At 41.1% G+C, this 21135-nt stretch carries 14 protein-coding genes, 7 tRNA genes and 1 other RNA gene; 6 read left to right on the plus strand and 16 right to left on the minus strand.

What is annotated here, in order from left to right; translation table 11 throughout:
• Positions 1 to 154: 154 nt before the first annotated feature.
• From QUE86_RS03430 to QUE86_RS03445, 4 genes are read right to left on the minus strand one after another with little or no spacing between them, the layout of a single operon-like run.
• Positions 155 to 1321: an FAD-dependent monooxygenase gene (locus tag QUE86_RS03430; RefSeq protein WP_286259232.1), complete on the minus strand. Its 1167-nt coding sequence runs from the start codon at positions 1319 to 1321 to the stop codon at positions 155 to 157.
• Positions 1318 to 2499, minus strand: coding sequence for a 2-octaprenyl-6-methoxyphenyl hydroxylase (gene ubiH, locus QUE86_RS03435; RefSeq protein ID WP_286259234.1), 1182 nt, complete (start codon positions 2497 to 2499; stop codon positions 1318 to 1320). Before ubiH ends, QUE86_RS03430 begins: the two co-directional genes overlap by 4 nt.
• A gap of 8 nt (positions 2500 to 2507) precedes the next feature.
• Positions 2508 to 3833 (minus strand): Xaa-Pro aminopeptidase, encoded by a 1326-nt coding sequence (gene pepP, locus QUE86_RS03440; RefSeq protein ID WP_286259236.1) that lies wholly within the window; start codon positions 3831 to 3833, stop codon positions 2508 to 2510.
• A 20-nt stretch (positions 3834 to 3853) separates the two neighbouring features.
• Positions 3854 to 4417 carry a UPF0149 family protein gene (locus tag QUE86_RS03445; protein WP_130050845.1) on the minus strand — a complete coding sequence of 188 codons (564 nt, stop codon included), beginning with the start codon at positions 4415 to 4417 and terminating at the stop codon, positions 3854 to 3856.
• 194 nt (positions 4418 to 4611) lie between these two features.
• On the opposite strand from QUE86_RS03445, the gene ssrS reads away from it, so the two are divergent.
• A non-coding RNA gene (ssrS, locus tag QUE86_RS03450) (6S RNA) lies at positions 4612 to 4795 on the plus strand.
• A 373-nt stretch (positions 4796 to 5168) separates the two neighbouring features.
• On the opposite strand, the gene QUE86_RS03455 is transcribed toward ssrS, so the two are convergent.
• The 10 genes from QUE86_RS03455 to QUE86_RS03500 form a co-directional block, all read right to left on the minus strand.
• The gene (locus QUE86_RS03455; RefSeq protein ID WP_130050844.1) at positions 5169 to 8249 is read right to left on the minus strand and encodes an efflux RND transporter permease subunit; all 3081 of its coding nucleotides are present in this window, start codon (positions 8247 to 8249) and stop codon (positions 5169 to 5171) included.
• Positions 8249 to 9487, minus strand: a complete 1239-nt coding sequence (locus tag QUE86_RS03460) for an efflux RND transporter periplasmic adaptor subunit (protein WP_239976761.1) — start codon at positions 9485 to 9487, stop codon at positions 8249 to 8251. The genes QUE86_RS03455 and QUE86_RS03460 overlap by 1 nt, the downstream gene beginning before the upstream one ends.
• A gap of 2 nt (positions 9488 to 9489) precedes the next feature.
• Entirely contained in the window at positions 9490 to 10896 is a 1407-nt protein-coding gene (locus QUE86_RS03465) for an efflux transporter outer membrane subunit (protein ID WP_286259239.1), read from the minus strand.
• A 540-nt stretch (positions 10897 to 11436) separates the two neighbouring features.
• A tRNA-Phe gene (locus QUE86_RS03470) sits at positions 11437 to 11512 on the minus strand.
• Between the two features lie 35 nt (positions 11513 to 11547).
• Positions 11548 to 11623 (minus strand) — tRNA-Thr (locus QUE86_RS03475).
• Between the two features lie 51 nt (positions 11624 to 11674).
• Positions 11675 to 11750, minus strand: a tRNA-Phe gene (locus QUE86_RS03480).
• 35 nt (positions 11751 to 11785) lie between these two features.
• Positions 11786 to 11861: transfer RNA gene (locus QUE86_RS03485), tRNA-Thr, on the minus strand.
• A 57-nt stretch (positions 11862 to 11918) separates the two neighbouring features.
• Positions 11919 to 11994, minus strand: a tRNA-Phe gene (locus QUE86_RS03490).
• Between the two features lie 35 nt (positions 11995 to 12029).
• A tRNA-Thr gene (locus tag QUE86_RS03495) sits at positions 12030 to 12105 on the minus strand.
• 70 nt (positions 12106 to 12175) lie between these two features.
• Positions 12176 to 12251, minus strand: a tRNA-Phe gene (locus tag QUE86_RS03500).
• Between the two features lie 393 nt (positions 12252 to 12644).
• Between QUE86_RS03500 and QUE86_RS03505 the strand changes: the two genes are divergently transcribed.
• Positions 12645 to 15407, plus strand: a complete 2763-nt coding sequence (locus tag QUE86_RS03505) for a hybrid sensor histidine kinase/response regulator (protein ID WP_250661137.1) — start codon at positions 12645 to 12647, stop codon at positions 15405 to 15407.
• 51 nt (positions 15408 to 15458) lie between these two features.
• On the opposite strand, the gene QUE86_RS03510 is transcribed toward QUE86_RS03505, so the two are convergent.
• Both QUE86_RS03510 and mutY read right to left on the minus strand, forming a co-directional pair.
• Complete coding sequence (locus QUE86_RS03510) at positions 15459 to 15731, minus strand: oxidative damage protection protein (protein ID WP_036970432.1); 273 nt, start codon at positions 15729 to 15731, stop codon at positions 15459 to 15461.
• A 15-nt stretch (positions 15732 to 15746) separates the two neighbouring features.
• Positions 15747 to 16823 carry an A/G-specific adenine glycosylase gene (mutY, locus tag QUE86_RS03515; RefSeq protein ID WP_175580500.1) on the minus strand — a complete coding sequence of 359 codons (1077 nt, stop codon included), beginning with the start codon at positions 16821 to 16823 and terminating at the stop codon, positions 15747 to 15749.
• 203 nt (positions 16824 to 17026) lie between these two features.
• Here mutY and trmB point away from each other — a divergent pair, with 203 nt between their 5' ends.
• From trmB to QUE86_RS03535, 4 genes are all read left to right on the plus strand, one after another.
• Complete coding sequence (trmB, locus tag QUE86_RS03520; RefSeq protein ID WP_130050839.1) at positions 17027 to 17752, plus strand: tRNA (guanosine(46)-N7)-methyltransferase TrmB; 726 nt, start codon at positions 17027 to 17029, stop codon at positions 17750 to 17752.
• Between the two features lie 17 nt (positions 17753 to 17769).
• Positions 17770 to 18798 carry a 16S rRNA (guanine(1207)-N(2))-methyltransferase RsmC gene (rsmC, locus tag QUE86_RS03525; RefSeq protein ID WP_286259244.1) on the plus strand — a complete coding sequence of 343 codons (1029 nt, stop codon included), beginning with the start codon at positions 17770 to 17772 and terminating at the stop codon, positions 18796 to 18798.
• A 118-nt stretch (positions 18799 to 18916) separates the two neighbouring features.
• Entirely contained in the window at positions 18917 to 20539 is a 1623-nt protein-coding gene (locus QUE86_RS03530) for an ATP-binding protein (RefSeq protein WP_130050837.1), read from the plus strand.
• Entirely contained in the window at positions 20539 to 21060 is a 522-nt protein-coding gene (locus tag QUE86_RS03535; protein ID WP_130050836.1) for a YfiR family protein, read from the plus strand. The genes QUE86_RS03530 and QUE86_RS03535 overlap by 1 nt, the downstream gene beginning before the upstream one ends.
• Positions 21061 to 21135 lie beyond the last annotated feature (75 nt).

Here is a 21135-nt window from a genome sequence, read left to right on the forward strand (position 1 = left end):
GTATACAACTCGATAAAGCTGTTTAATTTCCATACCAATCACAAAAATTTAATCATACACCAACAAAAATGACAGCGCTATCATTTTGCGTTCATATAAGTGCAAAAAAGCCGCAGCTAATTGCTTAGCTGCGGCTTAAATTTAGAAATAACAATTATTTACCAATCGCTTCTTTTGCGAACAAATGTTTTATTGGACCAAGGTTATCAACTAGGCTTAAACCAACTCCACGTACAAGTTTTTTCAGTGGGTTAGCCCCTGCAAATAACTCTTTTAAGCCTTGCATCATAGCAATGTGTTTTTGTGCATCAAGCTTGCGAGTACGTTCATAATCACGCAGTGTGCGCGCGCTTGCAAACTCACCTTGCTCATTACTTAAAAGCTCAATTAAATATGCGGCGTCTTTTAGGCCAAGATTCATACCTAAACCAGCTAATGGATGAATGGTATGCGCTGCATCGCCCATTAATACCACTTTGCCCGACACCCACTGTTGGGCATAACGCATCTTAAGTGGAAATGCCATGCGCTCACTTTGCACTTCACATAAACCACATTGACCATCAAGGGCTGCCATTACTGCTTTATTAAAGTTGCTATCATCAAGCGCTAAGAGTGTCTCGCAGTGCTCTGGACTTGTTGACCATACAATTGAATGCGTGTGTTTGTCTGGTAACGGTAAGAACGCCAGCGGCCCTGTTGGCAAAAATACTTGGCGTGCCGTGTTGTTATGCTCATCAGACGTTTTAACCGTAGCAACAATGGCGTGATGGTCGTAATCTTTAAAAGTAATTGGCATATTGAACTGCTTGCGAATAGCCGAATTAGCACCATCAGCAGCCACTAATAATTTAGCAATCACAGGCTCGCCGCTTTCAAGCGTAATAAATACATCAGATTCAGTTTGATGAATTTGCTGATAACGGGTTTCGAACAATAAAGTGGCATTACTTTGCTTTTCAAGTTCGCTAATTAAAGCGTAGCGAATAATATCATTTTCAACGATATGACCTAGCTGTGATAAGTCGAGATCGTTATGATCAAAATGAATTTTACCAAAGCTGTCTTGGTCACGTACATCCATCGACGTATAAGGTGTGGCACGCTGTTTAATAATCTCTTGCCAAGCATTCAAAGACTCAAATAAGCCCTGACTGGCAAGACTCAATGCGCTTACTCGAAGTGCATAATCATCACCCGGTAAGGTTTGATTTTTACTTGCATCAACAACTACAACACTGATATCTGCTTTTGCTAAACCAAGTGCTAGCGTAAGACCAACACAACCACCACCGACAATACAAACTTGTGCTTGTTTCATATCCGTTTACCTTGCTTAACCTGACCCATAAGCTGTTTTGCCAGCGGGGTTTTTAACGAGGAGAATAAATCCATTGAGAAAAGGCCAATGCTGCGACCAAGTGCGAGCAATCGTGATGAGTTTGAGAACAAACGCACTAGGCTGTCTGTGAGTGTCATCACGGTAGTAATGTCCTTGCTACGCGTTTGACTGTAATAACGGGTAAAAGCGTAATCACCAAGGTCGCTTCTATTAGCCATATCACACAATAGTTGTACATCTCGCAGGCCTAAGTTAAAGCCCTGCCCTGCAATTGGGTGAATAGCGTGGCCTGCATTCCCTATTAATACCGTGCGATGGCTGCTAAGTGACTCTGCTTTACCGTACACAAGCGGATAACTTGCACGCATACCCACTTTGCTAAATGAGCCGCCACAATAACCAAATGCTTTTTGTAAAGCAGCTAAAAAAGCATCATCTTCAAGTGTCATATAGTGCTCAACTTGCTCAGGCTCCATGCACCATACTAGTGAGTATCTATTATTACTCATTGGCAACAGTGCCATTGGGCCGTATTCCGTAAAACGCTCAAAAGCATGATGATGATGACCACCAGCCACTTCGATGTTGGCAATAATTGCCGCTTGCTGATAAGCGCGGGTATTAAATTCAATATTGGCCAACTTACGGCTTTGTGAATGAGCACCATCAGCAATCACCACAAGCTTTGCACTTAACTGCTCACCTGAGCTCAGTGTGATGTTGGCACAGTCGCTCTGGTATTCAAGTTTGGCGACTGTATCAGGGCAAAATAAACGGACATCAGTTCGCATGAGTTGCTGATGAAGACTACGCCCAAATGGATTCACTTCGACCACATAGCCAAGGGCATCATGGCCGTATTCTTGGCAATCAATATGTGTTTTACCAAAATGACCACGATCAGATACGGTTACTTTTTCAATCGCTGCCGCAAATGGCGCTTGGCAATCAAAGGCATTGATTGATTTTAAGTATTGCACCGACTGCTGAGCCAGCGCAATGCTTCTATCATCAAAGCTTGGGTGATAGTCTGCGCTTACTTCATTTGCCTCAATTACAGCGATTGATAACTGCTTATTGCTCTGTTTTAGACCCAGTGCACAACTTGCACCCGCCATTCCACCGCCGATAATGACAACATCAAACTGCTTTGCCACGCTTGCTCCTAGCCTTTGTTTGCTTGCATCACTGCTTCAATGTCACTAATGGTTTTTGGAACCGAAATAGTCAGGTTCTCATGGCCATCTTGCGTGACAAGTAAGTTATCTTCAATACGAATACCAATGCCTTTATATTGCTCTGGTGCTTTTGCATCTTCGCTAATATATAAACCAGGTTCGATGGTTAGCACCATGCCCGGCTCAAATACACGCTCTTTTTCATCAAGCTTATATTCACCAACATCGTGAACGTCTAACCCTAACCAGTGGCCAAGTCCATGCATGTAAAAGGCTTTGCACGCTTGGTTAGCCATTAGTTCATCAAGCTCGCCCGTTAGAATGCCTAAATCAATGAGCCCTTGCGTAAGTACCGTCGAGGCCAATTCATTGGCTTTAGATAAGCTACCACCCGGTTTTACTTGGCTAAATGCCGCTTCTTGGGCTGCTAATACAATATTGTAAAGCGCTGCTTGAGGTTCGCTAAATTTGCCATTGATTGGGAAAGTGCGTGTAATATCTGCCGCATAACCTTCAAGTTCACAGCCAGAATCAATTAACACTAAATCACCATCTTTTAGCTCAGCGTCATTTTGTGTGTAGTGCAAAATATTGGCGTTGTCGCCACTGCCCACAATCGTGCCATAAGCAGGATGACGAGCACCATTCATTGCATAATGATGATGCAGTTCAGCTTCTAATTGGTATTCAGTTGCGCCTGGTTTGGCAAACTGCATAGCGCGAATATGACCTTGCGCACTAATTTCGCAGGCTTTGCGCATAATGTTTAATTCTGCGTCAGATTTAAATAAACGCATTTCGTGCACTAAACCACGAATATCTTTAATGGTGTGCGGGGCTTTGTAGCCTTTTTTAGGTGCGCCGCGAAGTGTGCTTAATAAATCCCAGATCTTTGCATCGAAGTTTGGGTAAGTGCCTTGTGCATAAAATAAAATCTGCTGGCCGTTCACCAAATCTAATAATTGTTCATCTAGTTCAGTAAGTGGGCTAGTTGCGTCGAATAAGTACTCAGATTTAGCCTTTTCGAAGCCTATTCTGCGACCATGCCAAATTTCAGCCAGTTTGTCTTTGTTACGGCAAATAAGAGTACTTGGCGTATCGCTCGACGGACACAATACTAAAACTGCATCCGGTTCGTTAAACCCTGTTAGGTAGAAGAAATCACTGTCTTGGCGAAATGCATACTCAGTATCACGACTACGTGTTACTTCTCCTGCAGCAGGAATAATAGCCACACTGTTTTTATCCATCATCGCAAGCAGACGCTCACGACGGGCTTTAAATTCAGCTTTATCGATTACAATAGACGACATGCTAAACCTCTGTAATTTGATTAGTGAAGGGTCTTCTTAGGATTTTTGTCTGTAGGCTCTTTACCTAGCTCAGCAAAACATAACAACGCAGAAACACGCACATATTCAATCACCTCGTGCAGTGCTTGGCTATCTTCTTCGGTCTCTTCAAACATGGTATCTAAGCGGGTAATTTCACTAAAATCGCTAATTACTTCTTTCACGTCAGCTGATAACTTGCCGTAATCTTTTTGTTTTAACCCAAAACCAAGCATAAAACCCGATACCCAAGATACTAATCCATTAGCTAAATCGATCAGTGTTTCATCATCGCTTGGTAAGAATAGATCAAACTGAAATTCTTCATCACTAAAGCTGGCCACAACCTGAGAATAAACGTCAGCAAAAAATGCTTTTAAATCTTTATTGAAGGCTAAGCCATCGTTGAATACATCACTTAGTAAACCTAAGTATTCTTCGGCTTCAATATTGATGCCACAGGCTAATAAACCACTGATCACACCATGGGCTTCGGCTGGTGCGACGAAAATTTCATTTTTTTCTAATAACAATTGGGCTTGTTGGTAATCAGGTAACGTGCTCATAACTTTTTCTTTGTTCGGCTAAGTAACGCCATGCTACCACTCGATAAATCGCAACTCCAATTAATTGTATGATTGAGGTCAAAAAGCAATCTGAAAAGTAAATAAGCAGTTAAAGGTGGGGAAAAACTACGCGAACGATCCGCTTTTTTTACTTCTATGGTTTAAGGATTGAAACTTGTCTTATATACTGAAGGTGTTCCCTAGGGTGTAGGAGCTTGGTTAAGTCCCTGAGCCGATAAATTTTATGTTAGGGTTTCTGTTCGTTTACTATTGTGCAAGCTCGGCATGTACCGAGAAGCCTACGGTAGACCGCAGATCCCCGCCCTGAAACCTCAAGGTTTCAGGACTGACACCGGGCACCGCATACTTGGGGAACACCATCAAGCTATCAGCTATCAGCTATCAGCTATCAGCTATCAGCTATCAGCTATCAGCTATCAGCTATCGAAAATCTTCCATGTAGTTTTTCTTTTATACAAGAACTTATTACTCTTATTCGCGCGAAATAAATTTCACGCCTACGGTATCGGGTTTAGCCATAGCAATGTGCGGGCACAATCTAACTTTACTCTTTCCCCTTGCTAACTTGCTAACTTTACTCTTTCCCCTCGCTAACTTTATTCTTTTAAAACAAAAAACGCGGGATAAATCCGCCGCCACTCGTTACCTGTAGCAGCGGGTTTACCCCGCGTCCTAGAACCTAGCTCCTAGCGCCTAATTTCAACCAAGCGCTAACTGTTAACTTCGAGCTCTACTTAAACCACCCTTGAAAACGCTCCATCAATAGATAATTAACTGGCACTAATAGCAAGGTGATAAGCGTTGCAAAGATAATCCCAAAACCAAGACTTACCGCCATTGGTATAAGAAATTGTGCTTGCGTAGCTTTTTCAAATAACAGCGGCATTAAACCAATAAAAGTGGTTAGACTGGTTAGCATAACTGGGCGAAAACGAGCTGCACCGGCAAGCTTAACGGTTTCAAGTAAATCACCGCCTTCTTCACGTTTCTTATTGATAAAATCAACCAGTACCAGTGAGTCATTCACAACCACGCCTATCAAGGCCAACATGCCAAGTAAACTCATAATGGTCAGATCCATTCCCATTATCCAGTGACCCATTACGGCACCTATCATGCCAAACGGTATAACGCTCATTACGATCAATGGCTGCATATATGATTTAAACGGAATCGCTAATAACGCATAAATAATAAAAAATACAAACACTAGGCCCCAAGCCAGTGAACCAAATGATTCACGCTGTTCTTTGGCTTCACCTTCTAGTGAATAATCAACTCCAGGATATTGCTGCATTAGCTCGTCTAAGTAAGTTTTTAGATCTGCTTGCAGCACCGTCATATTGGTATTTGATTTTTCGACATCCGCAGTCACATTCAGTGTGCGATAGCGGTCAATACGATAAATAGATGATGGGCTTTGGCCCGGTACTAGAGTTGCCACATGCGAGAGCGGCACAGTCCCACCAGCAGGAGTTTTAATTAGAATGTCTTTCAAATCAGCAACAGAACGACGCTCTTCAATAGGTAAACGCACCATAACCCGCACATCATCGCGCCCACGTTGTATGCGCTGAACTTGCGCACCGAAGAACGAATTACGTACTTGCTGCGATACATCAACACGGTTTAAACCTAATGCTAAACCTTGCTCTGTCAGCTCTATTTGCAACTCCTCTTTACCGTCTGACATGCTATCAGCAATTTCGAAGACGGTTGGATAAGTCGATAATCGTTCTTTCACTCTTTCGGCTACTGCTTCAAGCATTTCAATTGAGCTACCATTTAGCTGTACATCAATTGGGCTCGATGTTCGGCCAAACTCAGCACGGAACGTTACACTTTCTGCACCCGGTATAATGCCAATTAAGTCTCGCCATTCACTAGCAAGTTCACGAGAGCCAATATCTGATTCTCGCTTTTCAGCTGGCATAATCTCAAATCTAACACTGCCCGTATTTGACGAGCCACCACGCCCCCCCGTAGTTGCCAAAATATTTAAAATTACACTTTGACCGTCTTCATCACGATATTTATCTTGTAACTCTTTTGCCTTGTCTGACATTTTGATTACATATTTATTCGTTACTTCAAACGGTGTACCAGCAGGAAAAGTAACAGATGCACGCACGGTTTCACTTGGAATTCGAGGGAAAAAAGTAAACTTCGTCCAACCACTTGTTATTAAAGTCATAATAATTATAAAAATACCGACAAATAAGCTCACAGTGGCTACTTTATTCTTTAAGGCTAAATTCAATAATGGTTGGTAATATTTCATTATTGCGTGTTCAAAACCGTCGGCAAAGCGCTGCTGAAGGCGTTCAAGTTTGGTCGGTTCACCCTTCTCGTGGCGCAGCTTTAAATACTTTAAGTGTGCAGGTAAAACAAACTTTGACTCGATTAATGAGAATAGTAAAACCGGAATAACCACGACAGGGATTTGTGCAAAGATAGCGCCTCGCGCACCTTCAATAAAAGCTAAAGGTAAAAAGGCTGCAACGGTTGTCAACACACCAAAGGTCACAGGAGTTGCTACTTCCTGAGTACCACGAATAGCCGCTTGTTCACCACTTTCTGCCGTTTTTAAGTGGGTATAAACGTTTTCACCTGTAACAATGGCATCATCTACAACAATACCTAACACTAAAATAAAACCAAATAAGCTGATTACATTGAGTGTTATACCAAAGATAGGCATTATCAAAAATGCGCCCATAAACGATACAGGTATGCCAATAAATACCCAAAAAGCAATAGCTGGACGTAGGAATAGAGTTAATAGCGCTAGCACTAAAATTCCGCCCTGAATTGCGTTACTTGTGAGAGTTGCTATGCGGCTTTTTACAACTTCGGAGTCATCGTCCCAATAACTTAACTCAAACCCTTCTGGAAGTTGACTTTGATGTTCTGTGATAAAGTTTTTTACAGCATCAGCTACTTCAATCGCACTTTGTGGACCAATACGGTATACATCAATAAAAGCCGCCTGTTTACCATTAAAACGAGTACGAACGGGGGTTTCTTCAAAATCATCACTAATACGGGCAATATCACCTAAACGGATAATAGTGCCATCGGCTTGGTTCTTAACCACTATATTAGCAAATTCATCTTTACGGTATGCTTGCCCTTTAGAGCGAATAAGTACATCACCGCCCTCTGTTTTTAAATTACCAGCAGAAACGTCTGTGCTTGAGTTCTTAATAGCTGAAGAAATATCCGCTAAACTCAAATCATATTGCCGCAAAGTATCTTGACTCACCTCTATGGCTATTTCGTAATTACGAACTCCGCTTAACTCAACTTGAGTTACACTTGGCAAACGCAAAAGCTCATCACGTACAGTTTCAGCGTATTCAAGTGTTTCTTTTTCACCATAAATACTTGAAACAGATACTGCGATAACTTCGCGCTTCCATTCGGCAAGCGAAACTATCGGCTTTTCCGCATCAACCGGAAAGGTGTTAATCGCATCTACTCGACTTTTAATATCAGCCAATAGCTCCCTTGGGTCATAACCTGTCTCGACCTCTATACTTACTGATGAAGAGCCTTCTGATGAACGACTAGTGATCCGCTTTACCCCTTCAAGATCTTGAACAGCTTCCTCAATGCGAATCGAGACCCCTTTTTCTACATCCTCAGGCGTCGAGCCACGAAGTGATACACTGACACTAATGCGATCTGACTCAAACGATGGAAATACCTCAAGCGGGATTTGTGTCGAAACGCTAAATAAACCGGCTAATAAAATGCTGATCAGCAATAAGTTTGCTGCAACATGATTCTTTGTAAACCAAGCAATCATTATTGCGCTCCTTGCTCTTTAGGTTGCTCTTGATTATTAAGACGCTTAGCTTTCCCCCTCGTAGCTTGATACTCTTCGCTTCCCATCACAGTCACTTGCGTACCTGAGCTAACTTGTCCAAGCGGTGTAATAACTAAATTATCACCTGCAGACAGGCCATCAGCTATAACAGCTTGATTAGCATTTTGCCAAGCAAGTGAAATATTTTTACGACGTAAAACACCTTGCTCTTCAACATAAACATAAGTGCCTTGGTAAATCGCACTATTTGGGATCACAATGGCATTATCAATCGTCTTACCGGTGATCTGCGCTTTGATATATTGACCAATTTTGATTGGATATTGATTTATAGATGTTGCTTTATAAGGGTCATTAATTTGTGCAACCACATAAAGCTGCTGAGCGTTTTCGTCAATGGCACCTTCGGTGCGGACAACTTGACCTTGCCAATGCTGTTTACCAACAAGGTCTGAGCTGAATTTAACTAATGAACCCGCACTATTTTTAGCGCCGTCACGAAACTGCTCAGGTAAGTTAATAAACGGCAAGTCTTTATTTTTGATTGGTAAACGGATCTCAACACGGTCAATCGCATAAATGCTCGCTAGTTCCATGTTGTTACTCACAACTTGGCCTAAGTCTACACTGCGACTTAAAACACGACCTGCGTAAGGTGCTGTAATTTTTGTACGCTCTAAGTCGAGTTTAGCTTTCTCAAGGGTGGCTTGCGCCGATAATACACTCGCTTCAGCTGCAGCTAATTGTGGTTTACGCAGCACTAAGCTACTAGCTTCTTCGCCCTTACCTAAGCGCTGCCAGTCAGTTTCAGCTTGGCGACCGCGAGCTTGTTCTTCAAGTAAGCCTTGCTCTGCGGTTAATAAAGCAGCTTGGGCTGATTTCACTTCGGCGCGGTGATCTCTATCATCTAGCTGCAACAACACATCGCCTTTTTCAAAAAAACCACCTTCACGAAATTGTTCACTAATTTCTATAATTTGTCCGGAGGCCTGAGCAACTAACAAACTTTGCGTACGCGGCTTAACCGTTCCAAAACTATCTATCATCACTTGATAGGATTCTGGCGTCAGCGTTTTAACAGCAACATTTACTTTCGCTTTCGGTGGTGAAGAAAAGCGGTTTGCTTGTGGTGGGTTGCCTTTAATAAACATGACGAGCAGTACCGTCACAGCTATAACTACAAGTGGGATTAATATTTTACGTGTCTTACTATTCATGATTATTGCTCTTCTACTTCGCTGTTTGCTGCACTAAAGTCACCACCAAGGGCAATGTGTAAGTTAATTCGATTTTTAATAAGCTGATTTTTAAGTTCGATGACCGAACTCTGCGCGTTGAAAGAACGATCTTGCGCATCTAGAACGGTCGTGTATGTTACTAAGCCACTTTGATATTGCTCAAAGGATAAGCGCTCAGCGGCAACCGCATTTTCTTGGGCTTCTAAGGTTTTTTCATAACGAACTTTTAAAGCTTGTTCTTGGCTAATTGCAGTTTCAACATCATTAAATGCATCATAGAGTGTGGCAAGGTAAGCTTGCTCTTGACGTTTAACGGTAAGCCTTGCTTGTTCTTCATTAGCTTGTAAACGCCCCCCTTCAAAGAGCGGCATTGAAATGCTACCAATCAGCGACCAAGCTAAGCTAGAAGGCGAAAATAAATCACTTACTCTATTGGTGCTGTCACTGATTGATGCTGAAAGATTTAAACTCGGAAAACGCTGTTTATGCGCATAAGCAAGCCCTGCGTCTGTGCTTAAAAGCTGATACCAGCTCGCCATTAGCGCTGGTTTGCGGGTGATGAGCTCTGAAGGCAACCCCAACGGAATAGTGTTCTCAAGTAATGGCAAATCTGCACTGACAGTTAATGCGCCTGCAGGATATTGACCTGTTAAACGCTCTAAATCACGAATCGATTGAGTTAGCTTGGCTTGCTGCGCGGCAATATTCGAGCGCTCAGTATTTAACTCATTACGCGCAAGATATACATCAAGCGCTTCATTTAAACCTTGGCGGTATCCTGATTCAATAATATCTAAATTTTTCTCGGCGTTTTGTTCTCGTTGCTTAAACAACTCAAGCAATTTGTGATTAGTAATAACATCAAACCAACCAGCTACTACATCAGCCACTAATTGTTGTTTGCTTTGCGCAAATATGGCTTTTTCTGCTAGATAATCAAGGTTTGCCTGTCTTTCAGAGGCCGATAATTTTCCCCATAAATCAACTTCGTAGCTTAATTCTAGCGATGCTGAGCTGGCATTACTGTAACTGACAGGGCGATTATCTTTACTGCGGCTAGCACGTGTTGATAAATCTAGGCTTGGCCATAAATCAGCCCCTGCAGCAATAAGCTGCTGCTCTTTAATTGCCACATCAAAACCAGCTTGTAAAATTGCTTGGTTATGCGCCAATGCTTGCTCAACTAAATTAAAAACTTGAGGATCGTGTAATTGCTGCAACCAGTTATCTTGAACTGCAAGCACCTTGTCGTCTGCGGGAAGCTGCTGCCATGCACTCGGCACCGACTCAAGTTCAGCAACTCGTTCATTGTGAGCCGGCTGGCTTGCACATGCACTTAGCAAAATTACACTTAAAGCCAAAAAACTCGGCTTATATTGCCAATTCATTCTAAAAACCTGAAAACATCTATTTATGAGTGTAATTCAAGCACCACGTTAAGTTTTGCTCAACTGACTTTACATAACATTACACTGCCTGGCATGTGGCTACGATGAACGGTAGGAAAATGGAGGTAAGTTGCAAACTATCAGCTATCAGCTATCAGCTATCAGCTATCAGCTATCAGCTATCAGCTATCAGCTATCAGAACTTTGATCTAGCTTCTCTCTTTTACAAGAGTTTATTAGCGTGTAATAAATTTACATATACGGGTGAGCATTTATCTGAAACTGAGTGTAGGCACTTTTCAATCTGACTTCTAACGACTGATATCTAATAACTCTTTTTTCGGCGTTAAAACGCCTCCTTCAACTCGTATCTCGGGCCTCGAAACTCGTACCTTTACTCTTTCTAACTCGCTAACTTTTTCATCTGATAGCTGACGGCTGAAAGCTGATAGCTTTAAATTTCACGCCTACGGGATGTAAAATCGTGATTTGGAGGAGCCAAAAACAAAAAAACCTCGCAATTGCGAGGCTTTGAATCAATGGTGCCCAGAGGCGGAATCGAACCACCGACACGAGGATTTTCAATCCTCTGCTCTACCGACTGAGCTATCTGGGCAAAACAATTAGCTAAATGCTAACTATTAAAATAAATGGTGCCGACTATCCGAGTTGAACGGATGACCTACTGATTACAAGTCAGTTGCTCTACCAACTGAGCTAAGTCGGCACACGAAACCTGTGTGCGTTGTGCACTTAATCACATTGTGATTATAAATAATGGTGCCCAGAGGCGGAATCGAACCACCGACACGAGGATTTTCAATCCTCTGCTCTACCGACTGAGCTATCTGGGCAAAACAATTAGCTAAATGCTAACTATTAAAATAAATGGTGCCGACTATCCGAGTTGAACGGATGACCTACTGATTACAAGTCAGTTGCTCTACCAACTGAGCTAAGTCGGCACACTAAAATCGTGTGCGTTGTGCACTATAATCACTTTAAAAGAGATTATCAAATAATGGTGCCCAGAGGCGGAATCGAACCACCGACACGAGGATTTTCAATCCTCTGCTCTACCGACTGAGCTATCTGGGCAAAACAATTAACTAAATGCTAACTATTAAAATAAATGGTGCCGACTATCCGAGTTGAACGGATGACCTACTGATTACAAGTCAGTTGCTCTACCAACTGAGCTAAGTCGGCACACTAAATTTGCGTGCTATGCACTATACTGATGTTTTAATCAAAAATTTAACACCAATATATTTAATAATGGTGCCCAGAGGCGGAATCGAACCACCGACACGAGGATTTTCAATCCTCTGCTCTACCGACTGAGCTATCTGGGCAATATTTAGTTTTATGCAGAATATCCACAAGGATTTTCAATGCAATTCCAAAGGGCTCTAATACCGAGCTATTTTGGCACTAAATTTTAAACGCACTTTTAAGCAACAAAACTGGTTGTCGCTGTCTGGGCGTGCGGCGTATTAAACGGGTTTTGCCCTCTCAAGTCAACTTTTTTTTGAGGATTCTAACTATTTGCACAGTTTTCAATCAAGATTGCTGTTTTTAATAGCTTTTAGCTTATTTAATCTACAAACTTAGCGCTTTTGAGTTGACCCTCATCATAAAAGGGTTACCTATGTTAAAAACGTGGTGAATTTTTCTTCGTAGATGATAGGATTATCTAATAATCAAGAATATGCTCAATGTTGCTGTTTAATTGTTGGACTAATGCCATGCCAAGTAAATCGAATTCACCTGTTAAAGGCCTCTTACCGCTTTTTATAATCACGAACCTTGTCATCGCCTTGCTAGCGGTTGTTGCTTATTCCTTTTATCCAACTAGTAATAAACCACAAAAGATAGATAAACCTCAATTAACAGCTCAGCAACTATCAGCTCAACTCACTTCTCCACTTGTCAGCGCATTAACTATGCCAGGTCAAGACAAAGTAAAAGAAGTTTTAGACTTAGCACACCTCCTTCAGGCTAACTTTGATTATTACTTGTATAGATACGAATTCAATGGTGACGTTTCACTGGTTTACGCTAATAACAAAAAGCTCATAACGCCAAGTAAAGTAAACCAACAACTAGAACAAAACTCACTCATTCACACTGTACTTGAACTTAATGACCAACCTGTCGGTGAACTTATAGTAAAACAACATCCATCTGAGCAGCCTGTTACACAATCAACAGGGGTTTCACTCGCCCTTGCAGCCATGACTCTTCTTGCATTAATTATTTTATCCTTCGCACTGAGCATTTTTATTAATAAACGTTTTAGTAAAAGCAGTAGCGCTTTGAGTCAAGAGTTAAAAGCAATTACCGAAAATGCAGATTATCAGACCCACGTAACTGAAGAATTGGATTTTGGATTAAACTCTGTAGCTAGACACATCAACTTGCTTCTAAATAAAGTTCAGTCAGCTATAACGGAAAACAAAGCTTCTCAGGCTGATTTACAAAAACTACAAAGCAGCCTTGAAAATGAAGTACACAAGCGAACCCTTGCTCTTGAGCAAGCAACCCTAAAAGCCGAGCAGGCAAACGAAACTAAAACTACTTTCTTGGCGACCATGAGCCATGAGATTCGCACCCCTATGAACGGGGTTATCGGAACAATTGATTTACTGCGCCAAACAGAGCTAGATGGTGCACAGCACAGACTAAGCACAATTATTCGTGATTCTGCATTTTCATTATTAGGAATATTAGATGACATTCTCGATTTCTCGAAAATTGAAGCGGGTAAATTAAACATCGATAACATTCCTTTTTCTGTGTCAGACACCATAGAAGAAGTCGCTCGTGTTTTATCATCGGTTGCTAAAAAGCGTGATCTTGAATTAGAACTTGCTATTGCCCCTGATATTCCTACGAACTTGATTGGTGATACAGTGCGAGTTCGCCAAGTTCTTTATAACTTATGTAGTAATGCGATTAAGTTCACCTCAACAGACGACAAACGTAAAGGACACGTCAAGATTTCGGTAGAGGTGGCACAAAACACCACTGACCACTACACCCTGCGTTTTAGTGTATTAGACAACGGTAAGGGTATGACGCAAGCACAGCTTCGCGAGATCTTTAACCCATTCATTCAAGCTGAAGGCTCAATCACCCGTGAATACGGTGGTACGGGCTTAGGTTTATCTATTTGCAAAAGCTTAACTGAGCTAATGCTAGGAACTATTTCTGTATCTAGTGACCTAGGAATAGGCAGTGAGTTTGTTGTCGAATTACCTTTTAGTACACAAGGTAAAGTTGAATATGCTCATAAGCAGGTAATGAAAAACCAACGCGTAGTGGTTGTAACTAACCATGATGGTCGTAAAAAGATACTTACTCGTTATCTATCATTTATGGGAGCAACTCCTGTTATCGCTGACAACAGCGATATAATCGAAGTAGAACAGGATAAAAAAGATATTATTTGGATCCTCGATGGTATCGAGAGCATGGAAGATATTAACTATATCTTGCGCCGCTTACTCTACACCCTAGAAGATAATAAACAACAAGTTATAGTTCTAAGTAAACTGGACGAAGCCGCCGTTAATCATAAAAATATTTTCTACCTAAACGCAGCACCGCTATGCAAGTCCAACTTTATGATGTCGCTACTTGTGGCAGCTGGTTTACATAAACCAAAACAAATAACTTCAAAAAAATCACTTAACGACTACTTAAGTGTTGATAAAGCCCGCGAAGAAAATAAGCTAGTATTACTTGTTGAAGATAACGTGCTAAATCAACAAGTGTTAACCGATCAACTACACCTGCTAGGCTATGGTGTTGAGCTGGCTGAAAATGGTGAAAAAGGCCTTGAAGCATGGCGTGAAGGAAAACACTCAATTATTCTGACCGACTTACATATGCCAAAAATGTCTGGTTACGATATGGTTGAAATAATTCGTAATGAAGCGTCACAGCTTGAAGATATCAATGCACAACCTTACGTGATTGCCATCACAGCTAATGCTCTTAAAGGTGAAAAAGAGCGCTGTTTGAGCATAGGTATGAACGATTACATCACTAAGCCAGTTGAATTAAATGTACTAGAAGCCACATTACACAAATGCGCTTACAAAACGAACCCTGAGGCTACTAAGCTCGAAGTGAAAAGACCGGCAGCACCAATCGATATGAATGTATTGGCTGATTATGTTGGTACTGACGAGAACAAAAAACTACGCTTCTTTAAAATGTACTTAGAGCAAAGCTACCAGCTAAGTAAGGAAGTCAACAGTGGTGTCATTGAGCAGGATCTAGAGGCCATTATATCAGCCTGTCATCAGCTCAAGTCTATTTCAAAAACGATTGGCGCAATGAAAGTTGCAGAACTAGCTGCTGTATTTGAACAACGCTGTAAAGAAGATGAACTTTCTAGCGATGACTTAATTGAACTGCGTGACAGCTATGAAATTGAATATTCCAAAGTAGCGCAGTATTTAAAAGAACAAATAAAAAAAGCAGAGCAAGATACTGAATAACACCTATCAAAAAAGGGCCATAACGGCCCTTTTTGCTTTTAGATCATGGGCTTATTTTTCTGGTGGACGGTAGCCTTCTATTTCTACGTCTTTACCTTCAAATAAGAAACCTACCATTTGCTCTTCTAAAAAAGCACGGTGCTCTGGGTCCATCATGTTCAGATGCTTTTCGTTGATCAGCATTGTTTGCTTGTGTTGCCATTGGCCCCAAGCTTCTTTACTGATGTTGTTGAAAATCTTTTCACCAAGCTCACCTGGGTATAGTTGGAAGCCTAAGCCTTCAGCTTCTTTTTGTAACTTTTGACAAAATACTGTACGTGCCATAATTGCTCTCTACTCTTATTGCGTGATGCTATTGTAATCTATTGCGCTTAATTGTTTAACCAGCTTTTTCGTAGGCGCTGCAAGACCAACTTCAACTGACTCATCAAGCGGATACCAAACCAATTGACGCTCATTGATAAGATCAGGAATGTTCGGCAGTGTTAAAACATGCGGATTAATAGTCAGCTCAAAATGCGAAAATATATGGGTAAATGCTTCAAGTGCCTGCGTATCGTTAGATAAACCATGCTGGGCTAAAAATGTTTCCAGCTCAGTTAACTCGCTAAACTCAAAAAAGCCAAACAAACCACCCCATATCCCTGAACTTGGGCGTTTTTCCATGAGTACTTTATTATCACAGGCTAGAATAAGCTGATGACATGACTTTTTAGGCACTGCTTTTTTAGGCTTTGAATGTGGAAACTCTTTAACTTTACCTTCATTAAAAGCAAGGCATTTACTATTTAAAGGGCAAGGCTCACAGTCGAATTTACTCCGCGAACAAAGGCTTGCTCCTAAATCCATCATTGCCTGATTAAACTCAGTGACCGACTCTTTAGGCGTTAATTGCGATGATAATGACCAAAGTTGATTTTCGACCTTTTTCACTCCATACCAGCCTTCAACCATAAAAAAGCGTGCTAGTACTCGTTTAACATTGCCGTCGAGAATTGGATGATGTTGGCCAAGCGATAAAGACAAGATAGCCCCAGCAGTTGAACGTCCAATACCCGGCAAGTCCATCACCTCTTCAAGAGTTGTTGGAAATTTACCTTGGTATTTATCGCGGACTATTTTTGCCGTTTTATGCAAGTTGCGCGCACGGGCGTAATAGCCAAGCCCTGTCCAGTGGTGTAGCACCTGATCTTCATCCGCATTTGCAAGCGCAATGATGTCAGGAAAGCTTTGCATAAACTTTTCAAAGTAAGGAATAACAGTAACGACCTGAGTCTGCTGTAGCATAACCTCAGAAATCCATACTTTATAAGGGGTTTTATTTAACTGCCATGGCAGCGTTTTACGGCCGTGAAGGTGATACCAGTCAACCACTTGGTTTGCAAACCAAGTTGACTCCTTATTGCTTAAATTCAAAATAACGTCTTTACCTGCTGAAGCTCATTGCGGCCAAGTCTATTGCAGTTAGTTAGGCCAAGCAAGTCGAACAGCAGCAGCTTTACCTCAATGTCAAAATTAATCTCGCAAGATAAACAGGCCCTGACTATTGTACTCAAGGCGCTGGTCAGGGATAATACGCAACCTTTTTCTATAGTCAGTGTTTTTATCAGGCCAAATTTATGAATGACTCAAGCAACCCAAACCTCGAGCAAGCAAAGCAAGAGGGTAAATATATCCGCACGATTCGTAGTTTCGTTAAGCGCGAAGGTCGCCTAACAAAAGGCCAAGCCGCCGCCATCGAAAAGTGTTGGCCAACGATGGGCCTTGAGCACAAAAATGGCATGCTAAACCTAGCTGAAGTGTTTGGTAACGATAACGATGTCGTACTAGAAATCGGCTTTGGCATGGGCAAATCGCTAGTTGAAATGGCTAAAAACGCACCTGAGCTTAACTTCATTGGTATTGAAGTTCACCGCCCGGGTGTGGGTGCCTGTTTAATGGATGCGGACGAAGCTGGTATAACAAACTTACGTGTATTCGAACACGATGCGGTTGAAGTGCTTGCTGATTGTATTGCTGATGAAAGCTTATCTAAGCTGCAATTATTCTTCCCTGATCCATGGCATAAAAAACGTCACCATAAGCGTCGTATTGTACAACCTGAGTTTGCGCAAAAATTACGTAGCAAGTTAAAAATTGGTGGTGTTTTCCATATGGCGACTGACTGGGAAAACTATGCTGAACATATGCTTGAAGTAATGCAAGTTGCTGAAGGTTACAAAAACCAGTCAGAAACTAACGATTATGTTCCTCGCCCAGACTCACGCCCACTGACAAAGTTTGAACAACGTGGTCACCGCTTAGGTCACGGCGTATGGGATCTAATGTTTGAGCGTACTAAGTAATAGAAGGTAAAAGCAACATGAGTAAGTTAACCAATCCAAGTTTATTATTGCTTCGAAATGAAGACGAACTTATTGGAAAATCAATTTTAGTGGTTAACTTTGAGCAAGATGGCTTTTTACACGAACTTAAAACACTCAATCCTGACTCAGTAATTACCGCGTTCAGCTATAACCACGCAAATTTCATGTATGCCAGCAAAATTGCCGGCGTACATGCTGTGGTTGGTCACACTATTCCACATGGTAACTACGATTTAGTTATCTACTATTACCCTAAAGCTAAGCCAGAAGCACAAATGTGCCTTGATAACATCCGTGCTGTTTGTCATCAAGATGTACAACTTTTTGTGGTAGGTGAAAATAAAAGCGGTGTTAAATCAGCAGAGAAACAGCTAAAAGACCACTGTAATTTTAGTAACAAAATCGATAGTGCTAAGCACTGTATTTTGTATTTATTCTCTGAGCTTACGCTAAACGATAGCTTTGATATCAGCCGTTACCATAAGCAATTTCAGGTAAAAGCGGGCGAAGTCGAATTTACTGCGATCAGTGTGCCAGGGGTATTTAACCATGGTGCTCTTGATGTTGGTACTGCGGTACTTTTAAATAATGCGCCAAGTATTAGCAAGGGCAAAGTACTCGACTTTGCTTGCGGCGCCGGCATTATTGCTACTTACTTAGGTTTAAAGCAGCCTGAGCTTGAATTTGTTTGTAGCGATGTAAGTGCATTAGCAACTTATGCCACTGAGCAAACACTGGCGTTAAATCACCTTAAAGGCCAAACGGTATTGAGTGATGGCTTGGCAAATATTAATGGTAAGTTTGACTTAATCATCAGTAACCCGCCTTTCCATACCGGTATTGCTACAGACTACACCATTGCCGAAGCATTTCTTAGCTCAGCTAAGCAGCACTTAAGTAAACAAGGTCAGTTGACCATAGTTGCAAACAGCTTCTTAAAATACCCACCTATTTTAGAAGCGCAATTTGGCCAATACAGTACCGATTTCAAGAATACTAAATTTGCAGTTTACTCAGCTAAATAAAAGTTGAGTAAATAGCTTATTCGTAGTAAAAATATTTTTTAAAATATTTAGTTACTTTCAATTGTCTTTGCTAGACTAAACTCTTACTAATAACAAAAATTCTGGCCTTCAAAAGCGCATGCCGACATTTTCGACACAAACAAGTATTCGTAAAGCGTTGACCAATGCGGTAATGCTAGTTACTGCGTTATGTTTGTCTTTGTCTATTTCTATTTCGACTTACTTAGATGTCAAAGAGCAAAAAGCACTGATTGTCGATAAAATCTCTATTCTATCGAAAATAATCGCCTACAATGCACAAATCACCGTATTGTTTGATGATAACGAAACAGAATCTGAGCGCTTAAAATCATTTGAGTCTGTGCCGCTCATTAAAAACATCCACATCTACTCAATCGATGAATTATCAAACGAACCAGTGTTTTTTAGTAGTTTTAATGCCAACCGAACACCACCTGTACCCATTAAAGTCGGTAGCATCGATAATTTATTAGAACCGCGTTTTAAAGATGAAGATATAGAGCTAATAACACCTATCGTATACGAAGGCGACACGATTGGTTACGTGTACGTTCGCGGCGGCTTAGATAGGCTAAACCAGTACATTAATCGTAAGATTATCATCGATATTTTGCTCACCTTATTTGTTCTAGTTCTGGTGTACTTTGTTGCTCGACGTATTCAAAAACGCATTGCAAACCCTATTGATGAGCTGAGTAACCTGCTGCAAGATGTATCGAAAAATCATAACTATGAAACTCGTGCGAAAAAAACCAATATTGATGAAATAAATCAACTTGCTGGCAGCTTAAACATCATGCTCGCGCGCACTAAAAAGCAAATTGAGCGCCACGAAAAAGACAAACAAGAGATTAAACAACTAAACCAAAGCCTTGAAGAAAAAGTAAACCAGCGCACAATCGCATTACGTGAGGCTAACCAAGAACTACTCAATACCCTTGAGCGAATGCATCAATACCAAAACCAAATCGTCGAAAACGAAAAAATGGCTTCACTAGGCCAAATGGTTGCTGGCGTTGCCCATGAGGTAAATACACCTATTGGCTTGGGTATTACAGGCTCTACTCTACTCCGTGATAAACTCGCTGAAATTAATGCCCTATTTGAACAAAAAACTCTAACTTCAGCACACTTAAAACGCTTTATTAATGACGGCATTGAAAACTTAGACCTCATCTATCGCAACCTAAATCGCGCTGCTGAACTAGTTTCTAGCTTTAAGAAAGTTGCCGTTAATCAAGATGTCGAAGTCACCACCAAAATAAACTTAAATAATTTATTGAGCGATGTAGTGATGTCGATGCGCTCTGAAATTCAATACCGTAATCCAAAAATCACGATTAACTGCAACAATGATGTTAGTATTGAAACCAAATCTGGACCGTTACAACAAGTGCTACAACAGCTGTTAAGTAACTCGGTGATACATGCATTTAGTGACGATCAAAATAACGAAATCACCTTTAACGTTGAGCGCAACGAAAGTAGCTTGAGCATTCATTACTTTGATAATGGCCATGGTGTAGAAAAATCGATTCGAAAACGTATTTTTGACCCATTTGTGACGACTAAACGTGGTGAAGGTGGTAGTGGTTTAGGCATGCACTTGGTGTATAACCTAGTGACTCAAGCACTCGGTGGTAGCATCGTATACGATGAACTAGTCCAAGAAGGTACACACTTTATAATTACCCTGCCGTTGCAAGAAGGTGCAGCGTAATGAGATTAGTGAGTTGTATCTTATTAACTTTGCTTGTTGTGTGCCCGGTATCTGCAAAATCACCTGACCAGGTAAAATCGGCATTTTTGTATCAAATTGCCAAGTTCACTAAGTTTAATGAGCAAATGGATCCTCCACCTATTTCATTCTGTTTTTATGACTTAGATAAAGGCCCTGGTGCGTTTCTTAAAGATAGAAATGAACTGCAAATTAACAAAAAGCCAATCAAAGTTATATTAGTGAAAAAAACCCAGCAAATTTCTGAACTTTCTCAAGTTTGTGATATCACATACATTGATGAAACATTAGAAAATGATATACTTCCACTTTGGACCGATACAATTTCATTGGATACTTTAACGATAGGTGAAAGTATCAGCTTTTTAGAAAATGGCGGTATAGCCTCTCTGGTTCAAGAAGGAAATAAAATCCGACTGTATATCAATAAGCAGCACGTATTGCAGCATAACTTTAAAGTGCAATCTCGATTGTTAGCTATGGCTAAGTTTTATCCAAATTGATTTTACTTGTTAACAATTGGATCTAATCCTATAATCTCTAGTATTCGGTTTTGCTTGATAATACCGAATTTTTGT

Source organism: Pseudoalteromonas apostichopi, assembly GCF_030297135.1.
Taxonomy (GTDB): domain Bacteria; phylum Pseudomonadota; class Gammaproteobacteria; order Enterobacterales; family Alteromonadaceae; genus Pseudoalteromonas; species Pseudoalteromonas apostichopi.